Below are 15,988 nucleotides of genomic sequence, written 5' to 3'. Positions count from 1 at the left end.
CCGCCGGTCTTCAGCACGGAAACCCCTCCTCCTGACGCGCCGCTTCCTTACACCTGATGCAACGCGAAAGCGCGTCAACAGCAACGGCGTCAGAACGCCGTAAAGGATGGCACTTCATGGCGGATGCCGGGTGAGATATCCCTTTTGTAAACAAACTCTCCGTATCGCGGGTGTCACGGACGGTACGGTCGTCCCGCCGCGCCGCCCAGCGTGCGGCATCGCCGCACGGATGGCATGGAGAGGGTCCGCCATGACGTCGCCCACAGGTCCAGCAGCGCCGGCCCGCGACCTGCCGGCCCGCCCGAACACCGCCTTCCGGCAGTTGCGCGGCCGGCTGTCACCCGGCGAGTTCGCGGCTGCCGTGCGCCGCGCCGCCCGTGAGATCGGCGAGCAGGTCTCGTGCGACGCGCGCTACGTGGGCCGCGTCGAGGCCGGCGAGATCCGCTGCCCCAACTACGCCTACGAGCGGGTGTTCCGGCACATGTTCCCCGGCCTGACACCGGCCGACATGGGGTTCGCGCCGCGCGAGACGGTACGCGGACGGGGGGCGCGGGCGCACGCGGACGCCGCGCCCCCGGGGCCGCGCGAGCACACCCGTACCACCACTCAGCGCCACCGCGAAACATCCACTCAGAGCTACGAGGAGAGCGACGTGCTGCGTCGCGCGTTCATGACCGGCGGCCCGGCCGCCGCGCTGGGGATCGCCGGCCTGGCGCCCCTCGGGACCGCAGAGTCCGTACCGCCTCTCCTGGACGGCGGGAGACGCGCGGGCGGAGCCGAGGCGGCGGCCGTGGAGGACGCGGTGCGCCGCATCCGGCTGCTGGACGACCGGCACGGCGCCGAGGGCATCTACCAGCGCGCGGCCCAGCCGCTGCGCGCCGCCTACGAGCTCCTGGACGCCGGGACGCACCGCCAGTCGGTGGCCGACCGGCTGTACGCGGGCGCCGGTGAACTGGCCATCTCGGTGGGCTGGCTGGCCCATGACTCGGGCCGCTTCGGGGACGCCCGCTCGCACTACGCGGAGGCGCTGGCGACGGCGCGGGTGGCGGGCGACCCGGCCCTGGAGGCGCACGCGTTCTGCAACACCGCGTTCCTCGCCCGGGACGCGGGCCGACCGCGGGAGGCGGTACGCGCCGCGCAGGCCGCCCAGCACGCCGCGAAGCACCTCTCCTCGCGCCGCCTGTTGTCCCTGCTGGCGCTGCGCGAGGCGGGCGGCTGGGCGGGGCTCGGCGACCGGGCGGGCTGCGAGGAGGCGCTGTTGCGGGCGCGCCGGCTCTTCGCCCACGGGCCCTCCGACGCCGACCCGGAGTGGATGTCCTTCTACGGGGACGCCGAACTCGCGGGCCTGGAGGCGCAGTGCTGGTCGGCGCTGGGGGAACGGGGGCGCGCTGCGGAGCACGCGCGCCGCGCCGTGGCGCTCCAGAACCCGCACTTCACGCGGAACATCGCGCTGTTCACGGCGGAGCTGGCGGGCGATCTGGCGGGCAGCGGCGTGCCCGACGAGGCGGCCGCCGCCGGGCTCCGCGTGCTGGACCTGCTGGGCGAGGTCGGCTCGGCCCGTATCCGTACGATGCTGGCCGGTACGGCCAAGGCGCTGCGCCCGCAGCGCCGCGTCCCGGAGGTCGCCGCTTTCCTGGACCGGCATGCCCTGGCGGCCCGGCCGGCGTGAGCGCCCCGGGCGCTCAGCCCAGGTGGCCCGTGTCGTTCCAGCGCTCGATGGCCGGGGCCCCGTAGGCCCAGCCGAGCACCGAGAGGGACGTCGGGTCGAGGCGGATGCGGGCCCCGAAGGAGATGTCCTCGCCGAGCCAGCGGGCGCACAGCGACCGCAGAATGTGGCCGTGCGCGAAGACGAGCACGTCGCGGCCGCCCGAGCGGACCTCCTCGATGACGCCGTCCACGCGCTGCGTCACCTGGGCGAGCGTCTCGCCGTCGGGGACGCCGTCCCGCCAGATGAGCCAGTCGGGCCGGTCCGCCTTGATCTCGGTGGGCGTCAGCCCCTCGTACGCGCCGTAGTCGATCTCCATGAGCGCGTCCCAGTCCGCCGCGCGGTCCCCGAAGCCGGCCAGCTCGCAGGTCTCCTTGGCGCGGACCAGGGGGCTCGTGCGCACCTCGACGTCCGGGAGTCCGTCCCAGGGAGCGCGGTGCAGCCGCTCGCCGAGCAGCTTGGCGCCGCGTCGGCCCTCTTCGAGGAGCGGGATGTCCGTGCGCCCGGTGTGCTTGCCGGACAGGGACCACTCCGTCTGCCCGTGCCGGGCCAGCAGGATGCGCGGTGCCATGGGATTACCTCTCACCGGCGCGAACCCGCTCGCCGCCGGCCTTGCTCGATCGTGCCGCCGTACGGGGCCGGCGGCAGTACGTCTCGTTCCGTCCGGTCCATCATCGCGCATGCGTTCCACGGGCCACGCGGGCCCCTGGAGGCGCCACTCCGAGCTGCGTGTGGCGTGATCGTTGTCCGTGCGTGCGGTGGTGCGCCTGGTCTTCGCGCGAATGTCGGTGGTGGATGGGAGACTTCCGCAGGTGAACGAATTCCGCGACAGTCGGCCCGGGCCGGCGGCGGCGCGCGAGGCGCGGCCGCGGCCGGTGGCCGGGCTGCGCACCCGCCTGGCCGAGCTGCGCGGCCCCGGCGTACCGCCCCGTCCGCTGGACGCCAGGGCGCTCGCCGCGCTGGCCGCCAACCCCGGCTGCCGGCGCCGCGCGCTGCTGGACGGCGCGGGCGTGGACAAGGCCGCGCTCGCCCGGGCGCTCGGCTCACCGGCGCCCTTCGGGCAGTCCCAGTTCGCGATAGCGCGCGGCCATTCCTTCGAGGCGCGGGTCAAGGCCGACGGCGGCGCCGAGCTGATCCGGCTGGCCGCCGAGCATCTCGGGGGCGGTGCGGAGGCCCCGGAGCCCGGCGCCGCGGTCACGCCCGACCTGTCGGCGGCCGGTCCGCAGGGGCGCGCCGCGCGGACGGCGCTGGCGCTGCGCGAGGCCGCCGCGCGCGGCGGCTGGACGCTCCTGGACCATCCGATGCTCGCGCTGGACGTGGCCGGTTCGCCGGCGTACTTGGAGCCGGACGCCGTGGTCGTCCGCCCGGACGGGCTGTGGAGCGTCATCGAGATCAAGTCGTTCCCGATGATCGACGGGACGGCCGACACGGCCAAGGTGGGCGCGGCGGCCCGCCAGTCGGCGGTGTACGCCCTCGCGCTGGAGCAGATCGCCGAGCAGGTGGCGCGGCACGATCCCGAGGGCGCGGAGCGGGCGCCGCGGGTCGGCGACCGCGCCCTGCTGGTCTGCCCCAAGGACTTCTCGAACCTCCCGGCGGCCGCCCCGGTGGACCTGCGCAAGCAGTTGGCCACGACGCGTCGCCAGTTGGCCCGGCTCACCCGGGTCGACGAGCTGGCCGCCGCGCTCCCCGAGGACACCACCTTCGACCTGCGCCTCGCGGACGACGGGAAGACCGCGACCCGCCCGGCCGAGGAGCTGACCGAGGCCGTGGAGTCGGTCAGTGCTGCGTACGCACCGGAGTGCCTGGCCGCGTGCGAGCTGGCCTTCCACTGCCGCGGCCGGGCCCGTGAGGCCGGGCTGGTGGAGTCGCTGGGCCGGGGCGTGCGCGGTGAGCTGGGCGGGTTGCGTACGGTCGGCGAGGTACTGGCGGCGGCCTCGGGGGACGGCGAGCGGACGCCCCCGGACCCGACCGGTACGTACGCCGCAGACGACGCCCCCGTGGACGACGATCCCGCGGCCGAGGCGTTGCGCCGCGCCGCTGCCCTGCGCGCCGAAGCGCTGGCCGCGGCCTCCGCTCCCGTACCGGCGCAGGCCCCGGCGCCCCGGGAGGAGGCGGAATGTCGCTGATCAACGTGCTGGCCAGGATGGAGGCCGTGGCGGCGGGCCGGGCCACGCCGCTGGCGACCGTACGGCACCGCCATCTCTCCCCGCGCCCCCTGGTGTTCGTCCCGCTGACGACCGCCGGCGAGACCGGTGCGCCGCTCGGTGCGCTGGTCGGCACGGGCCCCGAGGCGCCGCTGCTGCTGACCGTGCCGCAGCCGCGCGACCGTGACCTGCGGTTCGCGTTCTTCGCCGAGCTGGCCGCCGCCGTCCTGCCGTACGTGGACTCCTTCGCCGACGCGGTCGAGCCCGCCGAGCGCAAGGAGACCGACCCGCAGACCGGCAAGCGGGTCACGGTCGAGACGGAGCTGTGCGCGGACGCGCCGCAGGTGATCGTGCCGAGCGCGGCGGGCGTGGACTTCGTACGGCTGCTGGGCCGGTCCATGCGCTTCCGGCGGACGGCCGAGCAGGACCCGGACACCCCGCATCCCGCGCCGCCGCACGTCCCGCTGCTGGGCCGCTGGCTCACGCACTTCGGGGAGCGGGCCCGGGTGCCCGGTGCGAGCCTGCTGCTGCCGATGACCGGACTGCTGTCCCGGCATTGGGCGACCGGCCAGAGCCTCGCCGAGGACCAGCATCTGGGCGCGCTGCTCGCCTGGATCGATCCGCCGGAGGGCGAGTCGGGGCAGGACGCGGCGCTGCGTGCCGAGACCGCCCGGGACGCGGCCGGGCAGCTGCTGTGCCCGCCGGCCGGGCCCGCGACGGACCCGGCGTTCGACAACGGCCTGCTCGCGCCGGCCATCGCGCGGTACGACGCCGGACTGCCCGGCGCGCGCGAGGAGTTCGACGCGCTGGTGGCGAGCGTGCTGCGGCCGACCTGGGACGCGGTGTGGCGCGGCGTCGGTCTGCTGCGCGCGCTGCCCGAGGGGGCGCGGGTGGCCGACCGCTGGCGGCGGGACCGCTGGTCCTACACCGCGCATCGGGACCGGGTGCGGTCCGGCGAGCCGCCGCAGCCCCGGCTGGACGACGCGGTCACGGCCGCGCAGAAGCTCGCCTCCCGGGAGACGGCGCAGGCCCAGCTGGACGCGCAGGAGGCGCTGGACGACCCGCTGGCGATGGCCGGGCGGCGGCTCCGGGGCGAGGCGCTGGAGGGGGAGGTGACCGAGGTGGAGATGGCGATGTCCGAGGGCAAGCGGCCGATGCCCCGGCCGCTGGTCACGCTGCGCACGGGCGACCGGCCGCAGCTGGAGGAGCGGGCGAAGCTGTACCGCCCGCTGGACGGCGGGAAGACGCAGACCGCGGAGTTCGTGGCGTACGTACCGGAGCAGCCGGGAACGCTGGTCGTGCGGCTGACCGGCGGCATGGGGCGGGGGAAGACGCCGGAGCCCGGCTCGGTGCCGGAGAAGGGCGACCGGGTGTGCTGGACGCTCTTCGAGCACGCGCCGCGCGGCGGCCCCGAGCTGCCCGATCCGGAGGACACGCCGTGGACGCACGGCGGGCCGCCACCGGGCAGCGGCGAGGGCGGTAACGGCGGTACGACTGTCCCGGCGCAGGCCGCGGCATCCACACCCGCGCACGATCCCGCGCCCGCGCACGATCCCGCGCTCACGCCCGCGCAGGCCCCCGCGCCCGCCGCCGCCCCGCTCCCCGACCCCGACCCCGTGACCGCGGAGGACTTCCTGTGAGCCGCGGAATTCCCGCGCCGGCCGGTACGGCGTTCGACCCGGGTGCCGCGGCCACCGCCGCGACCGAGGCGATCCTGCGCGACACGCTGCACGGCGACCGGCGCGGCGTCGTCGTGGACTCGCCGCCGGGCGCGGGCAAGTCCACGCTCGTGGTGCGCGCCGCGCGCGAGCTGGCCGCGGCGGGACGCCCGCTGATGATCGTCGCGCAGACGAACGCGCAGGTCGACGACCTGGTGCTGCGGCTGGCCGAGAAGGACCCCGAGCTGCCCGTCGGCCGGCTGCACAGCAGCGAGCCCGGCGCCTACGACCCGGCCCTGGAGGACGTCCCCTCCGTCCGTACGGCCGCGAAGATCGCCGACCTCAAGGGCCTCCCGATCGTCGTCGCGACCGCGGCGAAGTGGGCCTACACGAAGGTGGACGAGCCCTGGCCGCACGCGATCGTGGACGAGGCGTATCAGATGCGCTCCGACGCGCTGCTCACTGTGGCGGGGCTGTTCGAGCGGGCTCTCTTCGTCGGCGATCCGGGCCAGCTGGACCCGTTCAGCGTGGTCGGCGCCGACCAGTGGGCGGGGCTGTCGTACGACCCGTCGGCGAGCGCGGTCTCGACCCTCCTCGCGCACAATCCGGACCTCCCGCAGCACCGCCTCCCGGTGTCCTGGCGGCTGCCCGCGTCGGCGGCGCCCCTGGTGTCGCACGCGTTCTATCCGTACACCCCGTTCCGCAGCGGCACCGGCTACGGCGACCGGCGGCTGACGCTGGGCGTACCGTCGGACGGCTCGGCGGTGGACCGGGTGGTGGACGAGGCGGCGGAGACCGGCTGGGGCTTCCTCGAACTGCCCGCGCGCCATACGCCGCGCACCGACCCCGAGGCGGTGCAGGCCGTGGCCCGGGTGGTGCGGCGGCTGCTGGACCGCGGCGGCGCGACGGTCAGCGAGCGCGGGCCCGACCCGGCGCCGCTGACGGCCGACCGGATAGCGGTCGGCACGGCCCACCGTGACCAGGCGGCGGCGGTGCGCGCCGCGCTGTCCGGGCTGGGCGTCACGGGCGTCGCGGTGGACACGGCGAACCGCCTCCAGGGCCGCGAGTTCGACGTCACCGTCGTCCTGCACCCGCTGTCCGGCCGCCCGGACGCGACGGCCTTCCACCTGGAGACGGGCCGCCTGTGCGTACTGGCCTCCCGGCACCGCCACGCCTGCATCGTCGTATGCCGCGAGGGCGTGACCCAGCTCCTGGACGAGCACCCGTCCACGGAGCCGGTCCAGCTCGGCGTCACGGTGAAGTTCCCGGACGGCTGGGAGGCGAACCACGCCGTGCTGGCACATCTGGCGGAGCACCGGGTGCCGTGGCGGCCGTAGCGGCGGGGGTCACGGCTGTCCGGGGCGTACTTGCGCGGCGCGGGACAATGGGACGCGGCAGACGATTCTGGAGGTAGGTACATGTCCGAGCCGCAGTCGGCTCCTGATCCGCGCGGTGCGGCCCCCGCGCCCCGGCGTCTGAAACCGGCGCCGCTGCTGTTCGAGCCGCCCGAAGCCACGGCGGACCCCGAGCACTTCTTCGACCTGGAGTCGATCGAGGATCCGCGCGAGCTGCTGTCCCGCTCCACGGAGCTGGCGCTCGCCTTCCGCGCGGCGGCCGACCGGGCGACGGAGTACCAGGCGGTGGCGGCGGCGCAGCTCGCCGATCCGCGGCGGTTCGACCGGCTGCCGCTGGCGGTGCTCGCGGAGCGGGCCGGCTGGACCGAGGACTACGCCCGCAAGATGGTGGAGTTCGGCCGCTCGCTGCTGCGGGACGGCGGCACCCACCCGGACGAGATCGGCTAGCCCGGCCCACCGGTGACCATGGGCCGTTGGCATATGCGGGTCGGAAGATACTCCGTCTCACTCTCCCGTGTCCCGTTTTCCGGCAATTCACAGAAACGGAACCTCCTCTACCGGTAGACCTGACGTCATGAGCGACTGGCCCCAGCCCCCGGCCCCCGACCGCCACCCCGCGTCCTTCGTCACGCTCGCCGGCGCCGACTGGCTCGCCTCGGCGAGTCCGCACCCCCGCCGGATGCACCACCTGTGGGCCACCCGTCCCACGGCACCGAGCGTGCTGCCCTGCGGCACCGTCTTCGACGTGATCAATGTCCCCGCCCTCTTCGGCCGCCGGATGGCCGACTGCTTATGGGCCGCGGGCCCCGGCTCCGGGCCCGTCGCGATACACCGCGGGCGGCTGCTGCTGTTCGCCGCGCGCGGCACCGCCCAGCGGCTGCCGGCGCTGCTCTCCTGGGAGGAGTGGGCGCGGTCGATGCCGCCGCTGCTGTGCCACGGCGCGGGGGACGCGGTGAGCATCCCGCCGCTGCACCCCGGGCGGACCGCGCCGGACGCCCCGCCGCCGTCCTCCCGCTGGCTGGTCGCGCCCGACGTACGGGATCCCTGGCTGCCCGGCCCGGACGTGCTGCTGTGGGCGTGCGTACGAGCGGCCCGCACGGCCCCCTCGGAGAGTCCCGCCGCACCCGACGCCGTACGCCCGGCCGCGACGGGCGCCGGCGCCCGCCCCTGAGCGCACGCCCCCGAGCGGCCCCGTTGCGCCCCCGGAGCCGAGTCGATCACCAGCGGCGAATCGATTTTTGCCCTCCCCGATCAGGGTGCTAAGGTTTCCACGTCAGCAGGCGCCGCTAGCTCAGTTGGTTAGAGCAGCTGACTCTTAATCAGCGGGTCCGGGGTTCGAGTCCCTGGCGGCGCACAGACAAGACGAAGGCCCTCACTCCGGTGAGGGCCTTCGTCGTATGCGGAGTCGTATGCGGAACAGCCCGCCATCCGCTCACTCGCGCGTGACCTTGACCGTCCAGTCGCCCGCCGATGTCCGGCCCGTGACCGCCACTCGTACGCCGTCCCCCGCGTCCACGCTCTCGCCGACGCTCAGCGGCGCGTCCGCGAGCGGCGGGTGGACCGAGGCGCCCCAGCAGGCCGAGGTGTGCGGGTGGCCGTCGACCACCTGCACCGGACCCTCGCTGGAGGGCGTGGCGCTGCGGATGCGGTAGACGAGCACGCCCTCGCGGCAGATGCCGCGGTCGTTGCCGGCCGCGTTCCGTACTTCCACGGCGATCGCGCCCTCCTCCCCTGTCCGGGCCACGAGCAGTCGTGACCGCTGCCGGTCGCCGGGGCGCATGGGCGCGGAGAGGGGATGCAGCGTGCGCACCGCGCTCCCGGTCGTGGGGATGCAGTCGACGTGGCGGTCGGAGAGCCAGCCGAGCTTCCACTTGTGCCAGGCGAAGGGCTCGGGAGCCATCCCGAACTGGCTGCCCATGAGGTCCCAGTCCCCCACGTACGTGTCCCAGTCGCCCATGCCGTCGGCCGGCCGGTGGTAGAGGTCCGGCAGGTCGAAGACGTGGCCGGTCTCGTGGGCGAGGACGTTGTGGTCGGGCGGGTTGTTCTCGAAGACCGTGACGAAACGGTGCAGCGGGGCGCCGTCCGCCGTCAGCGGCTGGTCGAGGTTGACGACCTTGGTCGCATCCGAGTCGACGCCGGGCGCGTCCGGGTCGGCGACCAGGTAGACCATGTCGTACCGGCCGAAGTCGATCTCCGCGTCGGCCGCCGCCACCGCGTCGTCGAGGTACGCGCTGCGCCCCGCGGCGTCCCAGTCGCGCTGTATCCCGTACGCGGTGGACGTGCGCGGCATCTTCACCCAGTGCCGCTGGACGTGCGGGCGCAGCCGGAACCTGCCGTACGAGGCCGTGTCGAAGAAGCGGGTGGTGGCGGGGAAGTACTCCGTGGCGAGCCGGCGGGGGGCGACGTGCGGCCGCGCGTCGGGGAAGGACAGGAAGACCATGACGGCGTCGAGGGTGCGCACGGGGCGCGCGTAGGTGCCGTTCCAGGAGTCCAGGCCCTCGGAGTGGTGGACGTCGGCGCGCGGCAGGGCGCAGGAGAGGGTGGCTTCGGAGGCGGTGGCGGGGGCGGCGACGAGGGAGGTGGCGACCAGGGCGACCAGCGAGGTGGCGATCGCGGCGAACCGCCGCAGCCGTCCGCGGTCCACCCCCTGGAGTGTCTGGGAGTGCGGCACATCGACCTCCCGGAACGGATTCGGAACACCCCATCCACCCTGTGGCGGTTCGTTGGGGTTCGTCCTGTTCCATGGGGCCAGTTGAGTGACAGCCGCGCACCGCTCCGTGATCACGGAACGTCACAATCGATCGGTCGGAAACGAGCGTCGAACAGGCGCGCACAGAAACCACCAAACATCTGTCATCGATGCCGATCATCACGGTGGTGTTGCTGGCTAGGCCGTCCGGGAAACCTCTATGATCGCCACACTTACACCGCGGATTCCCCTTCCCCGAGATCGACCGACCGGACCAGCGCCAGCGGGAGCGAGCAGTGAGCGGACACTCCGACGGCACGAGCCGCGCGCCCGGAGCGACACTGCCCTCGGTCACGGAGGGTGACGAAGCGGCCAACGAATGCGAAGGGGACGCGCCTACGGGCGCCGAGCACACCGCCGCCCCGGACGACGCCCCGGGAACGCCCTCCGGCACCGCCCCCGCTCCCCTCCGCGTCTCCCCCGGCGGCTACCGCGCCGCCTTCGAGGCCGCCCGGCTGCCGATGGCCGTCCTCGGCCGCGACGGGCTGGTGACCGCCGCCAACCCCGCCTTCGGCGAGCTGCTGGGCAAGGATCCGCGCGAGCTCATCACCGCCTCCGCCGCCGACCTCACCGACCTGGGGGGCGACCCGCACATCTGGACCGCGTACCGCGATGTGCTCGCGGGCCGCAGCGACCGGCTGCGCTGCACCCGCCGCCTGAAGCACCCCGAGGGCCACTCCCTCTGGGCCGAGGTGAGCGTCGAGCCGCTGCCCGGCGGGGACCGGGTCCTGCTCTCGGTCACGGACGTCAGCGACCGGCACGACCTGCAGGCCCGGCTGCGCCACCTCCAGATGCACGACCCGGTGACCCGACTGCCCAACCGCGCCCTGTTCTTCGAGCGGCTGGCCGCGGCCCTGGAGTCGGCGACGTACGACCGGGGCGGCACGGGCCGGATCGGCCTGTGCTACCTCGACCTGGACGGCTTCAAGGCGGTCAATGACACGCTCGGGCACCGCGTCGGCGACCGGCTGCTGGGCGCCGTGGCACAGCGGCTGACCCGCTGCGGCGAGCGCCCCTCCGGCCGGGCCGGGCGCGGCGGGCAGCTCGTGGCCCGGCTGGGCGGCGACGAGTTCGCGCTGCTGGTCGAGGACTCCACCGGTACCGAACAGCTGGCCGACCTGGCGCAGTCCGTACTGGACGCGCTGCAGCGCCCGTTCGACCTGGCGGGCCAGCGGCTGTCGGTGTCGGCGAGCATCGGAGTGGTCGAGCGGGCCGCGGCCGGCACGACGGCGACGGGCCTGATGCAGGCCGCCGACACAACGCTGTACTGGGCGAAGGCGGACGGCAAGGCCCGCTGGACGCTCTTCGACCCGGAGCGCAACGCGCACCGGATGACCCGGCAGGCGCTCTCCAGCACGCTGCGCCCGGCCGTCGACCGCGGCGAGTTCACGCTGGAGTACCAGCCGCTGGTGGGGCTCGGCGACGGCCGGGCGCAGGGCGTGGAGGCGCTCGTACGGTGGCGGCATCCACAGTTCGGGACACTTCCGCCGAATCGGTTCATCGGATTGGCCGAGGAGAACGGCGCGATCGTCGAGCTGGGCCGCTGGGTCCTGGAGCGCGCCTGCCACCAGGCGCGCGCCTGGCAGCTCGCGCGCCCCGAGGAGCCGCCGCTCTTCGTGAGCGTGAACGTGGCCGTCCGTCAGGTCTGGGACTCCGACCTGGTCGCGGACGTGGCGGGCATCCTGGCCGAGACCGGACTGGCGCCCGACCTCCTCCAACTCGAACTGACCGAGTCAGCCGTGATGGGCTCGGCGGGCCGCCCCCTCCAAGCACTGCAGGCGCTCAGCGACATGGGCGTCCGCATCGCCATCGACGACTTCGGCACGGGCTACTCCAACCTCGCGTACCTCAGCCGGCTGCCGGTCTCCGTACTGAAACTGGACGGCTCCTTCGTCCGCGGCTTCCGCTCCGAGGAGCATCCGAACCCGGCGGACGAGACGATCGTGGAGGCGCTGGTCGCGCTGGCGCACCGGCTGGGTCTGACGGTCACGGCGGAGTGCGTGGAGAACGCCGAGCAGGCCGCACGGCTGCGCCGCATCGGCTGCGACACCGGCCAGGGCTGGCTGTACTCCCGCCCGCTGCCGGCCGACCGGGTCCCGGCACTGCTGGCAGGGGCCCCGGCACACCCCGAAGAGGGGAACCGGGGCTGACGGGGCCCGTCACCGCCCCGGCAGCCCCGTCCCCCGTCTAGGCCGACGCGCCCGGCAGCCCGTACGCGTCCGCGATCAGCTCGTACGAGCGGAGGCGGGCCGCGCCGCCGTGGGCGTTGGCGGTGATCATCAGCTCGTTGGCGCCGGTGCGCTTGGCGAGGTCGTCCAGGCCCTGGCGGACCGCGTCGGGCGTGCCGTACACGACGTTGCCGAGCCAGCTCTCGACGAAGTCCTCCTCGACCATGCTGTACGGGTGGCTCTCCGCCTCCTCCGGCGTGGGCACCAGACCGGGCCGGCCGGTGCGCAGCCGGATCATGGACAGCGCCCCGGCCAGCACCTGGCGCCGGGCCTCCGCCTCGGTCTCGCTCGCCAGCGCCCCGACGCCGATCAGCGCGTACGGCTCGTCCAGCACGGCCGACGGGCGGAAGGTCTCGCGGTACAGGTCCAGCGCGGGGATGGTGTTCTGCGCGGAGAAGTGGTGCGCGAAGGCGAACGGCAGGCCGAGCTGGGCGGCGAGCCGGGCGCTGAAGCCGGAGGAGCCGAGCAGCCAGACCGGCGGGCGGTGCGCGGACTGCACGCCGCCGGGCGAGGTGGCCTGGACGGGACCCGGTACGGCGTGAATCCGGGCATAGGGGTGCCCGTCGGGGAAGTCGTCGTCCAGGAAGCGGAGCAGCTCGGCGAGCTGCTGCGGGAAATCGTCGGCGCCTTCGTTGAGCCGTTCGGTGCGACGCAGCGCGGCGGCGGTGGCGCCGTCCGTGCCGGGCGCGCGGCCGAGGCCGAGGTCGACGCGGCCGGGGGCCATCGCTTCGAGGGTGCCGAACTGCTCGGCGATCACCAGCGGAGCGTGGTTGGGCAGCATCACGCCGCCGGAGCCGAGCCGGATGGACTCGGTCTGCGCGGCCAGGTGGGCCAGGATGACGGCCGGTGAAGAGGAGGCGACGCCGGGCATGGAGTGGTGCTCGGCGACCCAGTAACGGTGGTAGCCGCGGCGCTCGGCGGTCTGTGCGATGGCGGCGGCGGTGCGCAGCGCATCGGTGGCGGTGTTGCCGGCGCCGACGGTGAGCAGGTCCAGTACGGACAGCGGTACGGGTGCGGTGCCGTGCGCCGTGCCCCGGATCTCGTCGTCGGTGGCGGGCGTGCCGGAGGCCCGGTCGGGCTCAGGGGCCGGGCCCCGGCTGTCGTCGTGGTGGCCGCTCACGGTGCGGGTCCTCCTAGGTTGCGGGTCTTCCCCGCGACCAACCGGAGTAGAACTCCGGTTATTCCCGGCGGCCGGTTCGCGGGGCCCGGTAGGCCCCGCCGGTCTCCGGTCAGCCCTCCCGCCGCGGCCCCGCGAAGAGGGTGCCCAGCTCCGGCCGGACGATCTCGCGGTCCAGCAGTCGCAGGCCCTCCCACACGGTGACCTGGTTGGCGGTGAGTACCGGCTTGCGCAGCGCCTCCTCCACAGCGGGGAGGTACGCCGCGGTGTGCAGCGCGGTGTCGGGCAGCAGGACCACCTCGGCGTCCGGATGGTCGCCCGTACGGGCGAGGTGCAGTACCTCGTCCAGCCCCCACGTCCCCACCTCGGCGGCGGTAATGATGCCGCTGCCGCAGGTCGAGACGACCTCCGTACCGGCGGACTTCAGGAAGGCGTGGAAGTACTCGGCCACGTCCTCCGGATAGGTCGCCGCGATCGCCACCCGCTCGGCACCCAGCGCCTGGATGGCCCGCGCGAAGGCGAAGGAGGTACTGGAGGCGGGCAGCCCGGCGGTGGCCGACAGCTCCCGGACCTGCTCCTGCGCGCCCTCCCAGCCGAAGACGAAGCTGGCGCTCGTGCAGGACCACACGACGGCCTCCGCACCCTGGTCCTTCAGGTCGGCGACCCCGGCGGCCAGCCTCGCCGCCGATCCCATTTCGAGCAGGGCGTCCACTCGGTGCGCGTCCTCACCGATGTCGGTATGGACGAGCGGCAGCCGGACGCCGGCGCCCAGGAGGGACTCGATACGGGGGTAGTCGTCCTCGGCGGAGTAGCCGGGGTAGAGGAAGCCGACCGTGGCCATGCAGATCTCCCATCCGTGGTGCGGGTGCGGGGGTACGGAGCGACGTGCTGTTCAGCCGGCGTACGCGCCTGCGGCCGAGAGGCCGTCAGGCGTCGTACGTATCGTCCGGAAAGGGCGGGGCGTCGAGCCCCTCGACCGCCTCGGCCTCCGGCGCCGCGGGCGGCCCGGCGAAGGCCGCCTCGGGCTCCTGCCGGTGGTGCGGCACGGCGTCCGGCGATCCGGACAGCGCCGCGGGGCCGCGTCTCGCGACGGGGTCGAGCAGCGCCTGGTACGGGCCTACCGCGTGGCTGCCGATGGCACGCAGCGCGCCCCACATGGTGACCTGGTTGGCCGACAGGACGGGCATCCGCAGCTCGGCCTCCAGCTGCGGGATCACGTCGTACGTCGGGAGGTTGGTGCAGCTGATGAAGAGCGCGTCGGTCGCGCCCACCACCGCCTGCCGCGCCATGTCGACCACGTCGCGGTAGGGCACCTTCCAGATGTGCCGGGTCAGGCCCAGGTAGGCGCGGCCCGTGACCGTGATGCCGGCTTCTGCCAGATACTCCTCCAGGGAGTCGGTGACGGATTTGGTGTACGGCGTGACCAGGGCGACCCGCCGCGCGCCGATCTCGCACAGCGCGTCCAGCAGCGCCCCCGAGGTGGTCATCGAGGGCACCTCACCGGCCTGCTGCATGGCGGCGCACATGGCGCGCTCGCCCGCCACGCCGCCGACGAAACTGCCCGAGGTGCAGGCATAGGAGACCACCCGCGGCGAGACCGCGGACAGCGCCTGGACCGCCTCCCGGAGCGTTTCGTGCTCACTGACCATCCGGGCGAGGTCGAGCGAGACCTCGACCGGTACGAAAGGGGTGCGGGTGAGGTGCAGGGACACGTCGTCGGGTACCCAGCGCCACAGCTCACGGTCGAGCGCGAAGTCGAAGGGCGCGACGACGCCCACGCCACACTGGGGCTGCGGGCCCCCGAGAAAAGAGACGTCCATGAATGGCCCCTAGAAGAACGAAGGGCTAGGCCATTGGCCAGGGATAATGAAACTGCCGGCACAAGCCGGGACGTCGGGACAGAGCCGTTGTTGACACGGTAGATACGACTTCTTAGCGTGGTCAATCCTCGCATCTCAGGCATCTGTCGGCGCCTCCTTCATTTAAAGGGGCACTCGTTTCAGAACGGTTTCTGGCCCATGACCGAAAACACCGTCCTTGTCCTTGGCTCCGACCCACCGCCGAAGCTCGACAGACTGTCCGGCCGCGCCAAAGTGATCTTCGCGGACGAGACCACGCTGGCCGGTCAACTTCCCACCGCCGATGTGCTCTTGGCCTGGGATTTCACCTCCGACGCCATCCGCGACGCCTGGGCCGCCGGCGGCCCGCGGCCCGCCTGGGTGCACACCGCGAGCGCCGGCGTGGACCGGCTGCTGTGCCCCGGGCTGATCGAGGACGAGACCGTTGTGACCAATGCGCGGGGCGTATTCGAGCAACCGATCGCGGAGTACGTCGCCGGTTTGGTGATCGCGATGGCCAAGGATTTTTATGGCAGTTGGGAACTCCAGCGGCAGCGCCGGTGGCAGCACAGGGAAACGCTGCGGGTGGCCGGATCGCGGGCCGTCGTCGTCGGTTCCGGGCCGATCGGGCGGGCCATCGGGCAGACCCTGAAGGCGCTCGGAATCAAGGTCGACCTGGTCGGACGCCGGGAGCGGCCGGATGATCCACAGTTCGGACTGGTGCATGCCAGCGACGCGCTGGACGGACTGCTGCCGACCGCCGACTGGGTGGTGTGCGCCGCGCCGCTCACCGAGGAGACCCGCGGCCTTTTCGACCGGCGGGCGTTCGGCCGGATGAAGGAATCGGCCCGATTCATCAATGTCGGACGCGGGCCGATGGTGATCGAAAAGGATCTGGTCGAGGCGCTCCGGGGCTGGGGAATCGCGGCCGCCGCGCTGGACGTCTTCCAGCAGGAGCCGCTGGACACCGACAGCCCGCTCTGGGACGTCCCGCACCTGATCATCTCGCCGCACATGTGCGGGGACACCCTCGGCTGGCGGGACGCGCTCGCCGAGCAGTTCGTGGACAACTACGACCGCTGGGCGGCCGGCGAGCCGCTGCTGAACGTCGTCGACAAGCGGCTGGGGTACGTGCCGGTGCAGTAGCCCGTCCGTACTGCAGCGCGCCCCGCCGCCCGCGCCCGGCCACCCGCC

Annotated in this window: 12 protein-coding genes, 1 tRNA gene and 1 pseudogene; 9 read left to right on the top strand and 5 right to left on the bottom strand. The window is 73.9% G+C overall.

The genetic code is table 11. From position 1 onward, the window contains the following. Positions 1 to 250: 250 nt before the first annotated feature. A complete protein-coding gene (locus AB0I82_RS32575; RefSeq protein WP_363261057.1) occupies positions 251 to 1,669 on the top strand; it encodes a tetratricopeptide repeat protein in 1,419 nt (472 codons plus the stop codon). A gap of 13 nt (positions 1,670 to 1,682) precedes the next feature. Here the strand turns inward: AB0I82_RS32575 and AB0I82_RS32570 are convergent, their stop codons facing one another. After that, a complete protein-coding gene (locus tag AB0I82_RS32570) occupies positions 1,683 to 2,276 on the bottom strand; it encodes a histidine phosphatase family protein (RefSeq protein WP_363261055.1) in 594 nt (197 codons plus the stop codon). 304 nt (positions 2,277 to 2,580) lie between these two features. Here AB0I82_RS32570 and AB0I82_RS32565 point away from each other — a divergent pair, with 304 nt between their 5' ends. The 6 genes and pseudogenes from AB0I82_RS32565 (at position 2,581) to AB0I82_RS32540 (ending at position 8,216) form a co-directional block, all read left to right on the top strand. After that, the gene (locus tag AB0I82_RS32565; protein ID WP_363261165.1) at positions 2,581 to 3,831 is read left to right on the top strand and encodes a hypothetical protein; all 1,251 of its coding nucleotides are present in this window, start codon (positions 2,581 to 2,583) and stop codon (positions 3,829 to 3,831) included. Continuing rightward, positions 3,822 to 5,309: pseudogene (locus AB0I82_RS32560) on the top strand (hypothetical protein); the annotation flags it as partial. The gene AB0I82_RS32565 and the pseudogene AB0I82_RS32560, both read left to right, overlap by 10 nt. 176 nt (positions 5,310 to 5,485) lie before the next feature. Continuing rightward, the gene (locus tag AB0I82_RS32555) at positions 5,486 to 6,844 is read left to right on the top strand and encodes an AAA domain-containing protein (RefSeq protein WP_363261054.1); all 1,359 of its coding nucleotides are present in this window, start codon (positions 5,486 to 5,488) and stop codon (positions 6,842 to 6,844) included. Between the two features lie 81 nt (positions 6,845 to 6,925). Beyond that, positions 6,926 to 7,309 (top strand): hypothetical protein, encoded by a 384-nt coding sequence (locus tag AB0I82_RS32550; protein WP_363261053.1) that lies wholly within the window; start codon positions 6,926 to 6,928, stop codon positions 7,307 to 7,309. A gap of 127 nt (positions 7,310 to 7,436) precedes the next feature. Continuing rightward, positions 7,437 to 8,033: a bifunctional DNA primase/polymerase gene (locus tag AB0I82_RS32545; protein WP_363261052.1), complete on the top strand. Its 597-nt coding sequence runs from the start codon at positions 7,437 to 7,439 to the stop codon at positions 8,031 to 8,033. A 109-nt stretch (positions 8,034 to 8,142) separates the two neighbouring features. Beyond that, positions 8,143 to 8,216 (top strand) — tRNA-Lys (locus AB0I82_RS32540). A 78-nt stretch (positions 8,217 to 8,294) separates the two neighbouring features. On the opposite strand, the gene AB0I82_RS32535 is transcribed toward AB0I82_RS32540, so the two are convergent. Beyond that, on the bottom strand, positions 8,295 to 9,506 hold the full coding sequence (locus tag AB0I82_RS32535; protein WP_363261051.1) for a M6 family metalloprotease domain-containing protein: 1,212 nt from the start codon (positions 9,504 to 9,506) through the stop codon (positions 8,295 to 8,297). A 341-nt stretch (positions 9,507 to 9,847) separates the two neighbouring features. Here AB0I82_RS32535 and AB0I82_RS32530 point away from each other — a divergent pair, with 341 nt between their 5' ends. After that, positions 9,848 to 11,761: an EAL domain-containing protein gene (locus AB0I82_RS32530; protein WP_363261050.1), complete on the top strand. Its 1,914-nt coding sequence runs from the start codon at positions 9,848 to 9,850 to the stop codon at positions 11,759 to 11,761. Between the two features lie 37 nt (positions 11,762 to 11,798). Here AB0I82_RS32530 and AB0I82_RS32525 read toward each other — a convergent pair whose 3' ends face one another. The 3 genes from AB0I82_RS32525 to AB0I82_RS32515 form a co-directional block, all read right to left on the bottom strand. Further along, positions 11,799 to 12,878: an LLM class flavin-dependent oxidoreductase gene (locus AB0I82_RS32525; protein ID WP_363261164.1), complete on the bottom strand. Its 1,080-nt coding sequence runs from the start codon at positions 12,876 to 12,878 to the stop codon at positions 11,799 to 11,801. A 190-nt stretch (positions 12,879 to 13,068) separates the two neighbouring features. Continuing rightward, positions 13,069 to 13,797: a decarboxylase gene (locus AB0I82_RS32520; protein ID WP_363261049.1), complete on the bottom strand. Its 729-nt coding sequence runs from the start codon at positions 13,795 to 13,797 to the stop codon at positions 13,069 to 13,071. 85 nt (positions 13,798 to 13,882) lie between these two features. Next, on the bottom strand, positions 13,883 to 14,776 hold the full coding sequence (locus tag AB0I82_RS32515; RefSeq protein WP_363261048.1) for a decarboxylase: 894 nt from the start codon (positions 14,774 to 14,776) through the stop codon (positions 13,883 to 13,885). 198 nt (positions 14,777 to 14,974) lie between these two features. On the opposite strand from AB0I82_RS32515, the gene AB0I82_RS32510 reads away from it, so the two are divergent. Beyond that, positions 14,975 to 15,940, top strand: coding sequence for a D-2-hydroxyacid dehydrogenase (locus AB0I82_RS32510; RefSeq protein WP_363261047.1), 966 nt, complete (start codon positions 14,975 to 14,977; stop codon positions 15,938 to 15,940). Positions 15,941 to 15,988 lie beyond the last annotated feature (48 nt).

The sequence above is a fragment of the Streptomyces sp. NPDC050315 genome (assembly GCF_040655775.1).
Classification (GTDB): domain Bacteria; phylum Actinomycetota; class Actinomycetes; order Streptomycetales; family Streptomycetaceae; genus Streptomyces.
Note: the sequence above shows the minus strand (reverse complement) of the source record. Positions and strands in the feature narration are given on the sequence as shown.

Coding starts and splice junctions, on each gene's coding strand:
- AB0I82_RS32575 (WP_363261057.1), top strand. CDS start 251: ATGACGTCGCCCACAGGTCCAGCAGCGCCGGCCCGCGACCTGCCGGCC.
- AB0I82_RS32570 (WP_363261055.1), bottom strand. CDS start 2,276: ATGGCACCGCGCATCCTGCTGGCCCGGCACGGGCAGACGGAGTGGTCC.
- AB0I82_RS32550 (WP_363261053.1), top strand. CDS start 6,926: ATGTCCGAGCCGCAGTCGGCTCCTGATCCGCGCGGTGCGGCCCCCGCG.
- AB0I82_RS32545 (WP_363261052.1), top strand. CDS start 7,437: ATGAGCGACTGGCCCCAGCCCCCGGCCCCCGACCGCCACCCCGCGTCC.
- AB0I82_RS32520 (WP_363261049.1), bottom strand. CDS start 13,797: ATGGCCACGGTCGGCTTCCTCTACCCCGGCTACTCCGCCGAGGACGAC.
- AB0I82_RS32515 (WP_363261048.1), bottom strand. CDS start 14,776: ATGGACGTCTCTTTTCTCGGGGGCCCGCAGCCCCAGTGTGGCGTGGGC.
- AB0I82_RS32510 (WP_363261047.1), top strand. CDS start 14,975: ATGACCGAAAACACCGTCCTTGTCCTTGGCTCCGACCCACCGCCGAAG.